Genomic DNA, 18,470 nt, shown 5'->3' on the forward strand with positions numbered 1-18,470 from the left:
AAAAAAGCCACTGAAGTTTTGCGTCAAGCTTACAATAATAATTAAACACGCCACATAAGACGTGTAGGAGACTATCTTTTGAATTCTATTGAAGAAAAGCCGATCAAGCAGGCTAGTTTTTTAGATGCTTTGATCCCAATTACTGTGCTTGTGTGCCTTTTAGGTGCTGCTGTTTATTTGTTTGGTGATAATTCGTCATCAGGTCCTAACCAAATTGCGTTATTGTTTGCTACTTTTACAGCGGCGTTAATTGGTTTAAAAAATGGCTATACATGGAAAAAACTTGAACAAGCCATGATCGAAGGGATCACTTTGTCCCTTGGTGCAATCATTATCTTGCTTATGGTTGGTGCCTTAATTGGTACTTGGTTATTATCTGGTACTGTACCCACCCTTATTTATTATGGTCTTCAGATCATTAATCCAAGTTGGTTTTATGCTGCCAGTTGTTTAATTTGTGGCATTGTCGCGATGAGTATTGGTAGTTCATGGACCACTGCTGCGACCATTGGTGTGGCGTTATTAGGTGTTGCAACTGGTCTTGGTCTTGAACAAGTTGTCACGGCGGGTGCGGTTATCTCAGGTGCCTATTTTGGTGATAAGTTAAGCCCGCTTTCAGAAACCACAAACTTAGCACCTGCAGTAGCCGGTGCCGATTTATTCGACCATATTCACCATATGCTTTGGACAACGGTGCCAAGCTTTATTATCGCTTTAATTATTTTTATCTTTATGGGCTTCAATGCCGGTGGCTCAGCTGAGGCGGGGCGTATTGAAGAAATAGTCAACTTGCTGGAACAAAACTTCAACATAGGTTTTGAAATGTTAGTGCCCTTGGTGGTGCTATTATTTTTAGCTATTCGAAAAATGCCAGCTTTCCCTGCTATATCAATCGGTGCTGTGCTTGGTGCTGTTTGGGCCATGCTATTTCAGTCAGATTTAATTAGCAGCCAAATTGATGCATCACAAGGGCAAATTATTGGCTACTTTAAATTAGTATGGACCACTTTTTTCGATGGCTTTAGTATCGATACTGGTGATGAAAAAATGGATTCATTGCTCAGTGGTGGTGGTATGGCTGGCATGTTAACGACTACGTGGTTAATTATGACTGCGCTTATGTTTGGTGCCATTATGGAAAAAACGGGCTTACTAGATATGTTCGTAAAGAGCATTTTAAAAATTGCGAAGAGTACTGGTTCGCTTATTACCGCAACGATTGCTACGTGTATTGGTACAAATGCGGTAGCGGCTGATCAATACATTGCCATTGTTGTGCCTGGCCGTATGTTTAAAGAAGAGTATGAAAAACGTGGCTTAAAGCCGGTTAACTTATCACGCACATTAGAAGATGGCGGAACGATAACTAGTCCATTGATCCCTTGGAATACTTGTGGTGCGTATATGCAAAGTGTTTTATTAATCAATCCATTTGATTATGCTCTGTATGCTTTCTTTAATTTAATTAATCCGTTACTAGCGGTCATTTATGCTTATTTGGGAATTAAGATTTTACGCATTACCCCAAAACATGCGAAACCTAGCACTGTTGAATAATAACGTAAGGCCCTACATTAGTAGGGCCATTTGGAGCCTTTTATGTCTGTAACGAATAAACCTCAAGCTCAATATCTAAAAGATTACCAAGCCCCACAATTTTCAATTCACCATATCGATTTACGCTTCGAATTAGCACCATTAAAAACCACAGTGCAATCGACAATGACGATGAGTCGTACGGATAATACCGAGGCCGATCTAATATTAGATGGTGTGGATTTGGTGCTTATTTCATTATCTGTAAATAACGAAAAATACGATGATTATACACTTGAAGATGAAAAGCTGATTATCCATCATTTACCTGACAACTTTACGCTTGAAATAGAAAATCATATTGATCCACAAACAAATACATCACTTGAAGGCTTGTATTTATCCGGCGGCGCGTATTGCACGCAATGTGAAGCACAAGGATTCAGAAAAATCACGTATTACATGGATCGCCCTGATATTTTAGCAAGCTTCGATGTCACAATTATCGCTGACCAGAAATACACTCATTTATTATCAAATGGCAATCAGATTGACGCTGGCACATTGGATGACGGCCGTCATTTTGTAAAATGGCAAGACCCATTCAAAAAACCAAGTTACTTGTTCGCGTTAGTAGCAGGGGACTTTGATGTATTACGTGACCACTACACAACTAAGTCTGGTCGTAACGTAGAGCTGGCATTATTTGTTGATAAAGGAAATTTAGCTAAAACCCCGCATGCAATGTCTTCACTTAAAAAGTCAATGCAGTGGGATGAAGAGCGTTTTAATCTTGAGTATGACCTAGATATTTACATGATTGTTGCTGTCGACTTTTTTAATATGGGTGCGATGGAAAATAAAGGTTTAAATATCTTTAATAGCAAATGCGTACTAGCCAACCAAGAGACGGCAACAGATAAAGATTACCATACCATTGAGTCTATCGTTGGCCATGAGTATTTTCATAACTGGACCGGTAATCGTGTAACGTGTCGAGATTGGTTCCAGCTATCATTAAAAGAAGGCTTAACGGTCTTTCGTGACCAAGAATTTAGTAGTGATTTAGGCTCACGAGCACTTAACCGAATTGACGCGGTTAAGGTTATGCGTACTCACCAGTTCAGCGAAGATGCAGGGCCTATGGCGCACCCAATTCGTCCTGAAAAAGTGATTGAAATGAATAATTTCTACACTGTCACCGTTTATGACAAAGGCGCTGAAGTTATTCGCATGATGCACACCCTATTGGGTGAAGAAAAGTTCCAGCAAGGCATGTCACTTTATTTCGAGCGTCATGACGGACAAGCTGTGACCTGTGATGACTTTGTCGCTGCGATGAGTGATGCGTCAGACATTGATTTAAGCCAATTTAAACGTTGGTATAGCCAAGCTGGCACTCCAAAACTGAATGTTGAGCAACAGTACAATAGCGAAAAACAAACGTTTACTCTAACCATTGAGCAATTCGCACCAGACAATCAACCTGAGAATGAGCTGTTGCATATTCCATTTGCTATTGAATTATTGAATCCTGCGGGGGAGTCATTACCGCTGGTAGTTAATGATCAAGCCCATGATTCAGTATTGAATGTCACTAAACAGAAGCAACAATTTGTTTTTGAAGGAGTAGCTGAACAACCTGTAGCTGTTCTATTGGAAGACTTCTCGGCCCCTTGTATTGTCAATCAATCAAATACGGCTGAGGATTTACTGCATATAATGCGGTTTGCTCGCAGTGACTTCTCTCGCTGGGATGCGCAACAACGTCTTTTGACCAATGAAATTAAAACAGCGATCTCGTCGGGTAATAACGAGTTATCGCCGTCGGTTATTAATACATTCGATACGCTTATTAGTAAGCGTGAAGGTGATTTAGCCTTGATTGCTGAATTACTTAAATTACCAAGCTACGATACCTTGGCTGCTGAATACAAAGTTATTCCGGTTGATAACATTATTAATGTATTAAATGCCTTTGAAAAACAAATTGCATCGAGTCTTTCAGAGTCTTTTAAGATTTGTTATCAATCACTTGAAGATGATGGGTCAACCTCTGCAGACGCTGTTGCGGTGCGAGCATTGAAACAAGTTTGTTTGCATTACTTAGCTAAAACACCTGATCCAGCTATCAATGAGCTAATCATTGAAGCTGCAAATAGCGCGAATATGACAAATGTGCTTGCGTCACTCGGTGCTGTGGTGAAAGCAAATCATTCTCTTGGCGAGCGTTTATTGAGTGAATTTGATGCCAAGTGGCGTCATGATGTACTGGTAATGGATAAGTGGTTTGCCTTACAGGCGATGAATGATACTGATGCCTGTATCGATAAAATTAAAGGCTTATATGAGCACCCAAGTTTTGATTTTGGCAACCCTAACCGTGTTCGAGCATTAGTGGGTAGTTTTAGTCATTTTAATATTACGCAATTTCATCGTGCAGATGGCAAGGGCTATCAGTTATTGGGTGATCTATTGGTTAAGCTTAATGAAATTAATCCGCAGAATGCGTCAAGAATGTTGACTCCTTTCATGTCATGGCGTCGCTATGACGACAATCGTTCAACGGCGATGAAGGCACAACTTACTCGGCTAGCGTCATTGGATGGTTTAAGTGACGACTTATATGAAAAAGTAGAGAAGGCACTTGCTAGTTAATGAACGAATACTATTTTTCGCTCTACCTGAGTTACTCTAAATGTTTAGATTATTATCATGGTAAATATAAATCAGTCCAAGTGACGGAAGATGGTGGTAAAACAGTTCGTTTTGATGCTGAACATTTGCGTCCTTTTATTTCTTCGATAGGAATAAGAGGGCGCTTTAGGCTGATACTCACTGAGCAAAACAGATTCCTTAAACTTGAGAAAGTCAGCTGAAAGCATGAAATCTAATTTATAACTCTTCTTTAAAGTACGGTGTTTTGTTCTAAAATTAACCGTACTTTGCTGTCCCCAATTAACTAAATTTATTATATTTTTGTTAATTCGGTTTGTTCTATTGTTAATTTACGTGTATAAATTATCTGGTATGACGTCTTACCAATACGTAAACGTCACATAATTAAATAAATATTAACCGATTGAACGCGTTCTATATTGTATTTTTACTATTTCGCTTCTATCGTTAGAAAGATACTAAAAACAACAATTTGATCACAAAACAACCCGTTACAGGGGGATGAACACAATGATAAAACGCTCGCTTTTTGTTAAAAACAAAATAGCTTTGGGGCTTGCGGCAGCAACCCTTGGGCTTTCAAGCACTGCTTTGCACGCGGCAACTTTTGAGTTAGGGGATTTTGACGTCCGTTTTGACTCTAGTTTTTCTTATGGACAGAGCATTCGTGTTGAAGATCGCGACTTTCAACATATAGGTAAAAGTAATAACCCGTCATTTGATTGGACCGGTTATCACTCAGCTTTAAATCCTATCTACTCGTCTGCAGATGTTTGGAACCAACCAGGTGCATATTCAAATAATGGTGATGCTGGTAACTTAAACTTCGATAGTGGCGATTCGTTTTCAAAGCTATTAAAAGGCAACCATGAGTTATCAATTAGCAAAGATAACTATGGCTTCTTCACGCGCTTCATGTATTTCTATGATTTTGCTTTGATGGATGGTGATTTCGCCTACAACAATCCAACTTCTGGGCAAAAAGTTGATCCATGTGATGATGACGATACTAAAGAACAAGTGTGTGCTGACCTACGACTTTTAGATGCCTACGTTTGGGCTAACTTCGATTTAAATGAAGGGCGTAACCCGCTATCTATCCGTTTAGGTCAACAAGTCGTAAACTGGGGTGAAAGTACACTGATCTCTCATGGTATTAATGTCAACCCGGTTGATATTGACCGCCTTAAAGCACCAGGTGCTGAGCTTAAAGAAGCCTTCATCCCTGTGGGTATGCTTTGGGCATCACTCGGTATTACCGATAACCTTACTCTAGAAGGGTTTTATCAGTACGAGTGGCACGAGACACGTCTTCCTGCTGCGGGTACTTACTTCTCAACCAATGATTTTGCATCAGAGAATGGTTACCAACAAAATATCCAACTTGGTTTCACCTCAAACCCTGACATTGATTTAGCATTCTTAACAGAAAGCTTAAATAGTTTGGATGACATTGTGCGCTCGCAAGGAATCGATCCTACATCAGCGCAAGGCCAAGCGATGATGGCACAGCTGTACTTAGCTTACCCAACTAAAGTGGCGTTAAAAGGTAAGGGCAACGCAGGTAAGAGTGAGCCTGATGATGGTGGTCAATATGGTTTACGTTTAGGTATGTTTTTACCTGAGCTAAATGATACTGAAGTTGCGTTATATCACATCAACTATCATAGCCGTCGTCCGGTAATATCAGGTCAAGTTTCTAATTTTACAAGCGCAGCAATCGCGTCTGATATTGGTATGTTACTTAGCACTGAAATTACTGAAGATAATGTAACAGGCTTACAAGCATTTACTAAGGGTCAATTAGAATACCCTGAAGATATTAAGCTTTACGGTTTAAGCTTTAATACTTCGTTAGGCGAAACCGCATTTGCGGGTGAGTTTGCCTTCCGTCAAGATGAGCCTTTGCAAATTGATGACGTAGAATTACTTTATGCCGGTATGCCTGAGCAATTAGCTGTTGCAGGTATCCGCCCTGATTTTGCTGGTATTTCACAAATGAGCCCAGGTGATGCGACAAGCGTTGTAGGCCCTGGCGAATTAGCACAAGGCTTTATTTTACGTAATACTGCGCAATTGCAATTCACGGCGACTCATTTATTTGGTCCATCTTTAGGTGCTGATAGCTGGGCTGTGGTCGGTGAAATTGGTGGTGTACGAATTAATAATATGCCGGAATATGATGAGCTTCGTTTAAACGTGGCAGGTACAGGGCGAAGTGGCGTTATCCAAGGTCCATTGGCTGACGATTATTCTACATTGCACTTAGGTCTTTCTAATGGCCCAGAGACAAACCCTTTCCCAACTGCATCAGCATGGGGCTACCGTTTAATCGCAAAGGGTGATTATTTCAATATCTTTAACGGTGTGAACTTTTCCCCTCGTTTTGTATTTTCACATGACGTGAATGGTATTACACCAGACCCAATGTTCTTATTTGTTGAAGACCGTAAATCACTCGGTGTAACTATGAACTTCAACTATCAAAATGCGTGGTCGTTCGACTTTAGCTACAACTCATTCTGGGGTGGTGGCGCGACGAATACATTCTCTGACCGCGATTATGTTTCTTTCAATATCAAATATTCAATTTAAGGGTAAATTATGATTATTAGAAAACCTACCCTCATTGCTGCAGCTTTTTGCAGTGTTTTCGCAAGCTCAAGTGTACTTGCAAAAATTACCGCTGATGAAGCAGCACGTTTAGGTAATGATTTAACACCAATCGGTGCAGAGAAAGCGGCAAATAAAGATGGTTCTATTCCAGCTTGGACTGGCGGAATTACAACTCCTCCTGCTAGTTATAAAGCGGGAATGCACCACCCAGACCCATACGCTGAAGATAAAGTTTTATTTACCATTGATAAGTCAAATGTAGATAAATACAAAGAATACCTAAGCCCTGGTCAAATTGAACTATTCAAAACATACCCTGATACGTTCAAAATGAATATTTATCAAACTCGCCGTAGCGCTTCTTATCCTCAGTTTGTTTATGATGCAACTAAAAAATATGCAACGACAGCTGAGTTGGTTGAAGGTGGTAATGGTATTAAAAACACGGCGGTTGGTGTTCCGTTTCCTATTCCTAAGGACGGCTTAGAGGCTATCTGGAATCATCTATTACGTTTTAGAGGTTTATCAATTGAACGTTTTGGTGGACAAGCTGCACCAACAGCATCAGGTTCATATAATTATGTTGGCTTTGATGAGCAACTATTAGTTGAGTATTCAGATCCAAAAGCGACACCTGAAAAACTTCAAGAATCAAACATCCTATTCAAGTTTAAGCAAAAAGTAACAGAACCTGCGCGTCTTGCTGGTACTGCATTACTTGTTCATGAAACCATGGACCAAATTTTAACACCTCGTCAAGCGTGGACTTATAACTCTGGTCAGCGTCGTGTTCGTCGTGCGCCAAACGTGGCATATGATGCACCAGGTACTGCAGCAGATAGTTTACGTACTACCGATGATTTTGATATGTTTAATGGTTCACCAAACCGTTATAACTGGACGTTAAAAGGTAAGCAGGAGCTTTATATTCCATATAACAGCTACAAACTGCACAGCGATAAGCTTGAATACGATGATATCTTGCAAGCAGGTCATATTAACCCTGAATATGTTCGCTATGAGAAGCACCGTGTTTGGGTTGTCGAAGCTAACTTAAAAGAGGGTACACGCCACATTTATAAAAAACGTGTGTTCTATATTGATGAAGACAGCTGGCAAGTTCACGTAGCAGATATATATGATAATCGTGACCAAATGTATCGTGTGGCAATGGCCCATGGCCTAAACTACTATGAAGTACCAACTCACTGGAGTACCTTAGAAGTTTACCATGATCTTAATTCACGTCGTTATTTGGCAATTGGTTTAGATAACCAAGAGAAGATGTATGACTTCTCACAATCATTTAACGATAACGAATTTACGTCAAGCGCACTTCGCCGCGAAGGCCGTTAATCCAAATAGGCACCTGTTTTGTCAGGTGCCTTTTGCAATTCATATTAGTCAACTAGGCACAATTGGTTTATCACGTGACTTATGGCTTACTCATTTATCTTTTCGAAGGCGATTTACCTTTATGAAGTATTTGCTTTATGCTTGTCTTGCTTATAGTGCTTCATGTTTTTCTCAGGACATGCCCCAACTAGAACATGCTATTAGTGCTGTTAATGCAGACAAAACACTCCTCACAGATATTGAACTAATTGATGATCAATTAGTGGCTGTTGGAAAGCACGGTGTGGTAATCACCAGTACCGATGCACAATCATGGCAGCAAGCCAGTGTTCCAACGCAAGTTTTACTCACCGCTGTCGACTTCTATAATAACAACCTAGGATGGGCATGTGGTCATGATGCTACTATTATTAACACCACGGATGCGGGCAAAACATGGCAACTCCAGCAAGCACTTCCGGATATGGATAAACCTTGCTTAGATATACTTTTTACCTCTGAAAAGCATGGCTATGCGGTGGGTGCATACGGCATGTTTTTTGAGACTCATGATGGTGGCCAGAAATGGCAAAAACGATTTTTAGATAGCTTACTTTTTGAAGAAGACCGTGCATATCTCAATGAACTAAAAAAGAGTGACCCAGAAGGCTACGAGTATGAGGCAGCTTCGATTCTTCCACATTTTAACCGTATTGTGAAAACCAATAACCGTTTAATATTGGTTGGTGAAATGGGGTTAATGGCTGAAAGTTTTGATAACGGTGGCACCTGGCAACGCCTAGAAGAAATATATATGGGGTCTTTCTTTACGTTTGCGTCAACTGCAGATCAATCTCAAGGAGAAGACTTAGTTGCAGGTTTGAGAGGGAATATTTTTACGCGTCAAACAGGCTCTGAGCAGTGGCAACAAATCCACACAGACAACTTCGCAACAGTAAACAGCGCAATTAACTACAATAACGAATGGCTGCTGTTTGCCAATAGCGGTGTCATTTTTCATGTTAAAAATGATGAACTAACTGAAGAACAAATGGATGATGGCAAGTCTTTACTTGATGGTGTTGTATTTCAAAATAAACTCATTATGGCTTCAGAAGATGGTATTAAAGTGAAGGAGTTGAATCCGTAATGCGTGGTTTTTTAGATTTTTTAGAAAAGGCGGTATTCCGTCATCGTTTATTTGCGATTATCTCTTTTGCATTAATCACTTGTTTTTTACTTTTTAAAGCAACGCAGATTCAATTAGATGCGTCATTTAATAAAAATATTCCTCTTAATCATGACTACATGAAAGTCTACACCAAGCATGAAAAACAATTTGGTGGGGCAAACAGTATTTTAATTTCTGTTTGTGATGCGGATGGTGATATTTTTAATGAGGAATTTTTTACTCAGTTAAAAGCTGTTCATGATCAACTTTATTTTATTCCTGGCGTAAACCGCCCATTAGTCAATTCAATTTTTGCCCCCAGTGCCCGTTTTGTTGAAGTCGTTGAAGATGGTTTTGCCGGGGGGCCAATTATTCCGGCTAATTTTACTGCGGATAAACGTGGACTTGCCGTTGTAAAAGAGAACATTGAAAAAGCCAAAGTCGTTGGTCGTATGATTGCCAGCGACTATTCATGCGCGATGGTAACAGCTCAATTGTTGGAAACTGATCCACAAACACAAGAAAAGCTCGACACCTTAGCGTTTGCTAAAAAGTTAGAAACGCAAGTACGTGAACCACTGAGCACGGATAAAGTCAGTATTCATATTATTGGTTTTGCGAAAATGGCGGGAGATGTCGCAGAGGGTGCCAAAGGCGTACTGTTATTTTTCGCTATTGCAATAGTCTTTACGTTCGTAATGGTTTGGCTATTCTGCCATAGCCTAAAACTCACTATTTTACCGATTGCTTGCTCTATTATTGCGGTGATTTGGCAGCTTGGCTTATTGTCATCGCTTGGTTTTGGTTTAGATCCTATGTCTATTCTGGTGCCGTTTTTAGTGTTTGCAATTGGTGTGAGCCATGGTGTGCAAATGATTAACGATATTGGCAAGAAAGTATGCGGTGGCAGCAGCACGCGAGTTTGTTGCCAAGCAAGTTTTAGGGCTCTATTAATTCCTGGTGGTATTGCACTATTATCAGATACAATTGGTTTCTTAACGTTACTCACTATTGATATCGGTATTATTCGTGAACTTGCGATCACAGCGAGCTTAGGTGTGGCGGTAATTATTTTCACGAACTTAATTTTGCTTCCTGTCTGGGCATCATACATGAAGTTTGAGGGTTCAGTGCGTATCCAATCTGGTACACACTCAGATAAGCCAAATATTTTAGATAATTTACGTGAGATACTGGTTAAAGCAACAGACCCTAAAACGGCACGGTTAATTATCGTACTTACAGTGATACTTTTTGCTTTTGGTTACTGGCAAGCAGATAAAATGCGTATTGGTGATTTACACGCTGGTGCGCCATCGCTTCATCAAGATGCGCGATACAACCAAGATACTTTCTTGATTTCAGATAAATACACCATTTCATCCGATATTTTAAAAGTCATTGTTGAAGCATATCCTGCTGCGTGTACAGAACATGATGTGATGGAACGTATCAGCCGTTTCCAATGGCAAATGGAAAATGTGCCTGGTGTGCAATCGGCAGTGAGTTTAAGTTCTGTCGCGCAGTCAGTGAACGCAGGTTTTAATGAAGGTAATTTAAAGTGGCAAAGCTTACCGCGTAATACAGCAAGCTTAGTACAATCAACTGCAAGAGTTGAAACAAGCTCAGGCTTACTTGATGGTAACTGCTCTGTTATGCCTGTGATTTTCTTCTTAGAAGATCACAAAGCCGAAACGATTGACCATGTGGTTGCTAAAGTAAAAGAGTTTGCGGCTAAAGAGGAAACCGATAAATTGAAGTTTAAGCTCGCCTCAGGTCCAGTGGGTGTGATGGCAGCAACTAATGAATCAGTTTCAGCGGCACAACTTCCCATGATGCTTTACGTTTACGGTGCCGTCATCTTGCTATGCTTAATTAGCTTTAGGAGTGTGAAAGCCACTGTTGCTGTGGTACTACCTTTGTATATCGTATCGACCCTAGCCCAAGCGTTGATGGTGCAGCTTGAAATTGGTTTAACAGTGTCAACATTGCCAGTTATTGCTTTAGGTGTAGGTATTGGTGTTGACTACGGCATTTATATTCTTTCATCAATGATGGGGCAGCTTAAACAAGGCGTTGCACTTGAGGTTGCTTATCGTAATGCGTTGGTAGAGCGAGGCAGTGCGGTGTTATTCACAGGTATCACCTTAGCCATTGGTGTGAGTACATGGATTTTTTCTGATCTGAAGTTCCAAGTTGATATGGGGATCCTACTTACCTTTATGTTCTTAGTGAATATGTTGGGTGCCGTATTACTTTTACCCGCGATAGGTAGTTTCCTCTGGACTGACCAGAAAAAATAATGTGAATAATTGTGCTCCAATATGGCCAGTAATGGCCATTTATATCTATATTTTGTGAATAGATGACCAAATAGCTGAAAAGCTTAAAATGATTTCATCGAAAAGGCTGTTTATTAGCTGTAAAAGAGTTAGAATTTACCTGACTCCACGCTAATAAATGGCTGTACAAATATTCTACTAATCAATAAGTAGTATAGATTAAGGAACATACAATGACACGAAATGAAGGGCAAGCCTCGGTTATCTTAGATAATGTCTGTAAGCTGATCCAGAAAAAAGTTCACGCTGATAATGTGTTACTCGTTGAGAAATTCGCCAAAGCCTTGTACAGCAATATGTCTAAAGAGGATTTGGCACATCGCAACGATAGTGACTTATATGGCGCTGCACTAAGCCTATGGAACTCGCTAGAAAAAAATAATTCTGATGACGCGGTTGTCCGTGTCTTCAATCCTGAAGTTGCAAAAGATGGCTGGCAGTCATCGCACACAATTGTCGAAATTATCGCTAAAGATATGCCTTTCTTAGTTGATTCTGTGCGTATGGCGATGACTCGCGAAAATATCGCTTCTCACCTGCTACTTCACTCTCCGCTTAAAATTCAACGTGATAAGAATGAAAAAATCACGGGTATTTCTAGTTTAAAAGCTGAGCAGGAATCAACCTCGACGAAAACGGTTTTCTTCATTGAAATAGACCGCCAAACTGATGCTAAAGTAATCGAGTCTTTCAAAAAAGAGCTTGAGTCTGTCCTTGTTGATGTATCTATTGCTGTTGAAGACTGGCAGCCAATTCGCGAAAAGCTAGTTGCTGTAACTAAGGACTTACCAAACCGTCACCATAATAATAACAAAGACGAAGTTGCTGAAACGGTTGAGTTTCTAGACTGGTTAGCAAAAGATAACTTTACATTAATGGGCTACCGTGAATATGAGCTTTCTCCTGTTCAAGGTGACTATCAGTTAAAAGGTAAAAAAGGCACAAGCCTTGGCCTAATGAAAAACACCGATGAAGAGCACAGTCGCCTTTTATCTGAATTACCTGAAGTTGCTCGCCAAGAAGCACGCAGCAGTAATTTACTTATTTTGACTAAAACAAACTCTGTTTCTCGTGTTCATCGTCCAGCATACATTGATTATGTAGGTATAAAACGTTTTGATGATGAAGGTAATGTGATTGGTGAAGACCGTTTCCTTGGTTTATTCTCATCTAGCTTTTATAACAACAGCGCGACTGATGTGCCTGTTCTTAAAAGCAAAATCAATCGCATTATGGAAATGTGTGACTTTGCAAAAGGCACCCATGCCTACAAAGCGGTATTAAATATTTTAGAGACCTACCCACGTGATGAACTTGTTCAAGCACGTGAAACAGAGCTACTCGAAGTAGCTATGGGTGTTTTACAAGTACAAGAGCGCGATATGTGTCGTATTTTTGTGCGTAAGGACGCCTATGGTCGTTTCTTCTCATGTATGGTGTATGTGCCACGTGAGCGTTATAACACCGCACTACGTCGTGAAACACAACGTATTTTAGCAAACGCATTTAATTCTGACGATAAAGTCGAATTTACCACTTTCTTCTCTGAGTCAACATTAGCCCGTACACATTACACGGTGCGTGTGACTGACAATAATATTGAATATAACGTGAAAGACATCGAAAACAACCTAATTGAAGCTGCCCGTACTTGGGAAGATAGACTACAATCTGCGTTACTTGAAAGTGCAGGTGAAGCACGCGGTAAAGAGCTTAACCGTAAATATGCACAAGCTTTTGCCAGCTCGTATAAAGATCAAGTTCTGCCAAGCGCTGCGGTTGTTGATATTGAAAAGCTTGAACTTCTTAACGACGAAAACAAATTAGAAATGTTGTTCTACCGTCCACAAGAAGAAGCGAATACAAATGTTGTTCGTTTAAGCTTATTCCACAAAGATGAGCCAATCCACTTATCTGACGTTATGCCAATGCTTGAAAATTTTGGTTTACGTGTAGTGGGTGAAACACCTTACTCAGTTAAAACGACAGATGGCAAGGTTAATTGGATCATGGATTTCACCATGCTAATTGACAACAAAGGTATTGCTGACTTTGATAAAGTGTCTGCGCGTTTCCGTGCTGCACTAACAAATGTGTGGAATAACCGCTTAGAGAACGATGGTTTTAACCGATTAGTATTAATGGGTGGTTTAACAGGTCGTGAAGCGTCTATACTGCGTGCTTATGCTAAATACATGCGTCAAATTGGTGTGACTTTCTCGCAAACTTATATTGAAAGCACATTTGCAAATTATCCACATATCGCATCGCAAATCGTTAACTTATTCACTAAAAAGTTCTCAGTTAAGAGCCCAGGTAGTGAAAAGGCGCTTGAGAAGCTTGTAAGCCAAGTTTACCTAGAGCTTGAAAACGTAGCGAACCTTGATGATGACCGTATCATCCGTTTATACGTTGATATGATCAATGCAACCTTAAGAACGAACTTCTTCCAAAAAGAAGCTGATGGCCAATTTAAGTCATATGTATCGTTTAAAGTTCAGCCTTCAATGATCCCAGAAATGCCATTACCACTGCCAGCGTTCGAGATTTTCGTATACTCGCCGCGCGTTGAAGGTGTGCATTTACGTGGTGGTAAAGTAGCACGTGGTGGCTTACGTTGGTCTGACCGTCGTGAAGACTTCCGTACTGAGGTACTGGGTCTTGTTAAAGCACAACAAGTTAAAAATACCGTGATTGTACCAGTGGGTTCAAAAGGTGGTTTCGTATGTAAACAACTACCGACTGAGCGTGAAGCGTTCTTCAAAGAAGGCCAAGAGTGTTACAAAATTTTCATCCGTGGTTTATTAGATATCACAGATAACATTGAACGCGGTGAGATTGTTCCACCAGTTGATGTTGTTCGTCACGATGAAGATGACCCATATTTAGTTGTTGCTGCCGATAAAGGGACTGCAACCTTCTCTGATATCGCAAATGGTATCGCAAATGAATATAACTTCTGGCTAGGTGATGCATTCGCATCAGGTGGTTCAGTAGGTTATGACCATAAGAAAATGGGTATCACGGCTAAAGGTGCCTGGGAATCTGTTAAACGTCACTTCCGTGAGATGGATATTGACTGTCAAACAACTGATTTCACTGTTGTTGCTATCGGTGACATGGCGGGTGACGTATTTGGTAATGGTATGTTGCTTTCTAAGCATATTCGCTTACAAGTGGCATTCAACCACATGCACATCTTCGTTGATCCGAATCCAGATGCGGCAACATCTTACCCAGAGCGTGAGCGTTTATTTAACTTACCGCGTTCTTCATGGGAAGATTACAATAAAGACCTAATTTCGCAAGGTGGTGGCGTATTCTCTCGTGCGGCTAAATCAATTAGCTTAAGCCCAGAAATGAAGAAAATGCTTGGCACTAAGAAAGCGAGCATGACACCTAACGAGTTAATCAAAGCTGCGCTAATGATGGAGTTCGATTTACTGTGGAACGGTGGTATCGGTACTTACATCAAGAACTCTAAAGAAACGGATGCAGACGTGGGTGACCGCGCAAATGATGCACTTCGTATCAATGGCGCAGAGCTTGGTGCGAAGATCTTAGGTGAGGGCGGTAACTTAGGTGCAACTCAATTAGGTCGTATCGAATTTGCGGCTAAAGGCGGTCGTGTTAACACTGACTTCATCGATAACGTAGGCGGTGTTGCGTGTTCAGATAACGAAGTAAATATTAAGATCTTACTAAACGGCTTAGTGGCTGAAGGTGACTTAACACGTAAACAACGTGATGAACTGCTTTATTCAATGACAGATGAAGTATCGCAATTGGTATTGAAAGATTGTTACCGTCAAACACATACTTTGTCGATTACACAATCTAAAGGTGCATCAACGCTTAAAGAGAAAGTACGCTTTATTCACGCTCTTGAAAAAGAAGGTAAACTAAACCGTGCAATCGAGTTTATCCCAACAGATGAAGAGCTTGCAGAGCGCGCAGCGGCGGGTAAAGATTTAACTCGTCCAGAGCTATCGGTACTTGTTTCTTATGCGAAGATGGTTCTTAAAGAGTCGCTTGTTGTTGATGAAATTACTGAGAACTCATATTACCGTCAGCTGTTGGTTAACTCGTTCCCAGTACCACTTCGTGAGAAGTTCAACGATGCGATGGATAACCACCCACTTCGTAAAGAAATTATCGCAACGAAACTTGCTAATAATATCGTTAATGATATGGGCCTTAACTTCATGGTTCGTATGCACGAAGAGACAGGGGCAAACGAAGCTGAAATCGCACTTTGTTACTCAATTGCGAAAGAAGTGTTCCAAATGCCAGAAACGTGGTCATCAATTGTCGCGTTAGATAATAAGATTCCAGCAGCTGTACAAACAGAAATGCTTTATCAGCTTCGCCGTACGGTTCGTCGTGCAACACGTTGGTTCTTACGTCATCGCAATAAAGCACAAACAATTGAGCAAGCAATTGAATTCTTTGCACCAACATTTGCTGATTTAAGTGATAACTTAAACAACTACATGGTTGACAAAGAGAGTGAGCGTCTAGTTAAAGCTGCTGATAAATTAATTGAAAGCGGTGTTCCAAAAGCGCTTGCAACTCGTGTAGTGTCACTTTCTAGCTTATTCTCCGTAATGGATTTAGCAGAAATTGCCAATAACTCAAATCGCGATATTGATATGGTATCTAATACCTACTTCAAGCTTGGTGCGCGTATGGGCTTACATTGGTTCTTGGATCAAATTACTAATCAACCGGTTGCGAACCATTGGCAAGCACTTGCCCGTGCGTCATACCGTGAAGAGCTTGATTGGCAACAACGTACATTATCAGCTGTAGTACTTAATAGCTTTGCAGCAGACAGCAAAGATATTGATGCACAAATCGATGAGTGGATGGACAACCAAGATCTACTATTACAACGTTGGAAACAAATGTTATCTGAGTTTAAAACATCACAAAGTCACGATTTTGCGAAGTTCTCAGTAGCACTTCGTGAACTAATGTTGTTAAGCCACAACTGTGACACTTCCAAATAAATGAAAAGTCGTTAAAATACATACCCCAGCTCGCTGGGGTATTTTTTTGCCCTTAATTTGCAATGGTCCGTGTTAAGCGGCTACCTTGTTTATTTTTACCTAAGGAACAACAAGCCATGTTTTATGATTTAGCTCGCCGTTTTATGTTTACCCGTGATGCGGAGTGGGCTCATGAATTTGCACTTAATAACTTACGCCGATTTGCTGATACGCCATTGAGTGCCATGTGGTCACAAACTGTCCCTAATAAACCCGTTAACTTCTTAGGGCTGGAGTTTAAAAATCCAGTAGGTTTAGCCGCGGGCTTAGATAAAAATGCAGAGTGTATTGATGCCTTTGCGCAAATGGGCTTTGGTTTTGTCGAAGTTGGTACTGTTACACCACGCCCGCAAGCAGGTAATGACAAGCCACGTATTTTCCGTTTACCTGACTCAAATGCGATTATTAATCGTATGGGTTTTAACAATAAGGGCGTTGATAATCTCGTTAACAACGTTAAAGCGGCGAAATATGACGGCATTCTAGGTATCAATATTGGTAAAAATAAAGACACACCAAACGAGCAGGGTAAAGATGATTATATTCACTGTATGCGTAAAGTATTTGAGCATGCATCGTACATCACAGTAAATATTTCATCACCGAATACCCCAGGTCTTCGTGACTTACAATATGGTGAAGCACTTGATGATTTATTGCAAAGTTTAAAAAATGAGCAGCTTGATTTAGTTGCTAAGCATAACAAGCAAGTGCCAATGCTTGTTAAGATCGCTCCAGATCTGGATGAAGTTCAAATTGCGCAAGTAAGTGAGTCTTTGATCAATAATAAGATCGATGGTGTTATTGCGACAAACACAACACTTGAGCGCGCTCTGGTACAAGGTCAACAATACGCAAATGAAGCGGGCGGCCTCTCTGGTCAGCCAGTACGAGATCGCTCAACCCTCGTGGTTAGTGAGCTTAAGCGCTTGACCGAAGGCAAGCTACCTATTATCGGTGTGGGTGGTATCGATGATGCTGACTCTGCAAAAGAAAAGTTTGCAGCAGGAGCAGACCTTGTTCAAGTTTATACTGGCTTTATTTATAAAGGCCCAGAATTGGTAAAAACGATCCTTAACGGCTTATAAGGATCGGTTATCTAAGCAATTGATCATTAATAAAATGTTCTAAAAAATCATTTTATTAATGGTCTACTTTCGTTATAATAGTGTGCTAAGTAGAGAGGAATTTTTAGTTTAAGGAGGAGTCATGTTACAAGCATCAAAGCAATGGAAGTGGCTTGCTTGTTCTAAAAATAATCGCCTTTTGGTCGACCTTGACCAAAATATGCAACTCTGCACGCCCTATAAACTTCGTCAGCTTACTGATGCTGTTCTTGAAGAGCCTAATTTCAGCCTTGAAGATGCTGCATTTTATCAGCAAGTCTATCAGTATCTTGAAACCTTCTCGTTATGGAATCCAGCAGAGCTTTGTCAAATTTCACTCAATGCGACAGCTGTTAAGTTTCATTTAAAGCCTGTGCTAGCTAAAAGTTGGTTTTTCCATGAATATATCGGGAGCGAGCCAAGTGTTGAGGCTGTAGTAAAATTGTGCTCGCAAGCACAAGAAGGCGAGTTTCTTATTGTTGATCATTCAGCAGATGCGTCTGTATGTATCAACTTAAGTGAGCACTTTCAGTTAGATGAAAACTTGTCATTGCAACAGTTTGAAGCTATTAAAGTTCTTAACAATCGTATCCATCCTGTTTATATCCAGCAAAAACACTTCAAAACAGCATAA

The 18,470-nt window shown here is 40.4% G+C and carries 10 protein-coding genes; all 10 read left to right on the forward strand.

From position 1 onward, the window contains the following. The first annotated feature begins 78 nt into the window (after window positions 1-78). Window positions 79-1,557 (forward strand): Na+/H+ antiporter NhaC, encoded by a 1,479-nt coding sequence (gene nhaC, locus L3Q70_RS07790; RefSeq protein ID WP_062568982.1) that lies wholly within the window; start codon window positions 79-81, stop codon window positions 1,555-1,557. A 42-nt stretch (window positions 1,558-1,599) separates the two neighbouring features. After that, the gene (gene pepN, locus L3Q70_RS07795; RefSeq protein ID WP_237115183.1) at window positions 1,600-4,194 is read left to right on the forward strand and encodes an aminopeptidase N; all 2,595 of its coding nucleotides are present in this window, start codon (window positions 1,600-1,602) and stop codon (window positions 4,192-4,194) included. Then, entirely contained in the window at window positions 4,194-4,415 is a 222-nt protein-coding gene (locus tag L3Q70_RS07800; protein ID WP_062568984.1) for a DUF2835 domain-containing protein, read from the forward strand. The genes pepN and L3Q70_RS07800 overlap by 1 nt, the downstream gene beginning before the upstream one ends. A 310-nt stretch (window positions 4,416-4,725) precedes the next feature. After that, entirely contained in the window at window positions 4,726-6,810 is a 2,085-nt protein-coding gene (locus tag L3Q70_RS07805; RefSeq protein ID WP_062568985.1) for a DUF1302 domain-containing protein, read from the forward strand. Window positions 6,811-6,822: 12 nt separating this feature from the next. Next, window positions 6,823-8,187 (forward strand): DUF1329 domain-containing protein, encoded by a 1,365-nt coding sequence (locus L3Q70_RS07810; protein ID WP_193988957.1) that lies wholly within the window; start codon window positions 6,823-6,825, stop codon window positions 8,185-8,187. A 121-nt stretch (window positions 8,188-8,308) separates the two neighbouring features. Continuing rightward, complete coding sequence (locus tag L3Q70_RS07815; protein WP_237115184.1) at window positions 8,309-9,316, forward strand: YCF48-related protein; 1,008 nt, start codon at window positions 8,309-8,311, stop codon at window positions 9,314-9,316. Beyond that, window positions 9,316-11,640 (forward strand): MMPL family transporter, encoded by a 2,325-nt coding sequence (locus L3Q70_RS07820; protein WP_237115185.1) that lies wholly within the window; start codon window positions 9,316-9,318, stop codon window positions 11,638-11,640. Before L3Q70_RS07815 ends, L3Q70_RS07820 begins: the two co-directional genes overlap by 1 nt. 212 nt (window positions 11,641-11,852) lie before the next feature. Beyond that, entirely contained in the window at window positions 11,853-16,691 is a 4,839-nt protein-coding gene (locus L3Q70_RS07825) for an NAD-glutamate dehydrogenase (protein ID WP_062568988.1), read from the forward strand. A gap of 116 nt (window positions 16,692-16,807) precedes the next feature. Further along, window positions 16,808-17,818, forward strand: coding sequence for a quinone-dependent dihydroorotate dehydrogenase (gene pyrD, locus L3Q70_RS07830; protein WP_237115186.1), 1,011 nt, complete (start codon window positions 16,808-16,810; stop codon window positions 17,816-17,818). A gap of 121 nt (window positions 17,819-17,939) precedes the next feature. Then, window positions 17,940-18,470: a cell division protein ZapC domain-containing protein gene (locus tag L3Q70_RS07835; RefSeq protein WP_062568990.1), complete on the forward strand. Its 531-nt coding sequence runs from the start codon at window positions 17,940-17,942 to the stop codon at window positions 18,468-18,470.

It is taken from the genome of Pseudoalteromonas sp. CF6-2 (genome assembly GCF_021729425.1).
Lineage (GTDB): Bacteria > Pseudomonadota > Gammaproteobacteria > Enterobacterales > Alteromonadaceae > Pseudoalteromonas > Pseudoalteromonas arabiensis.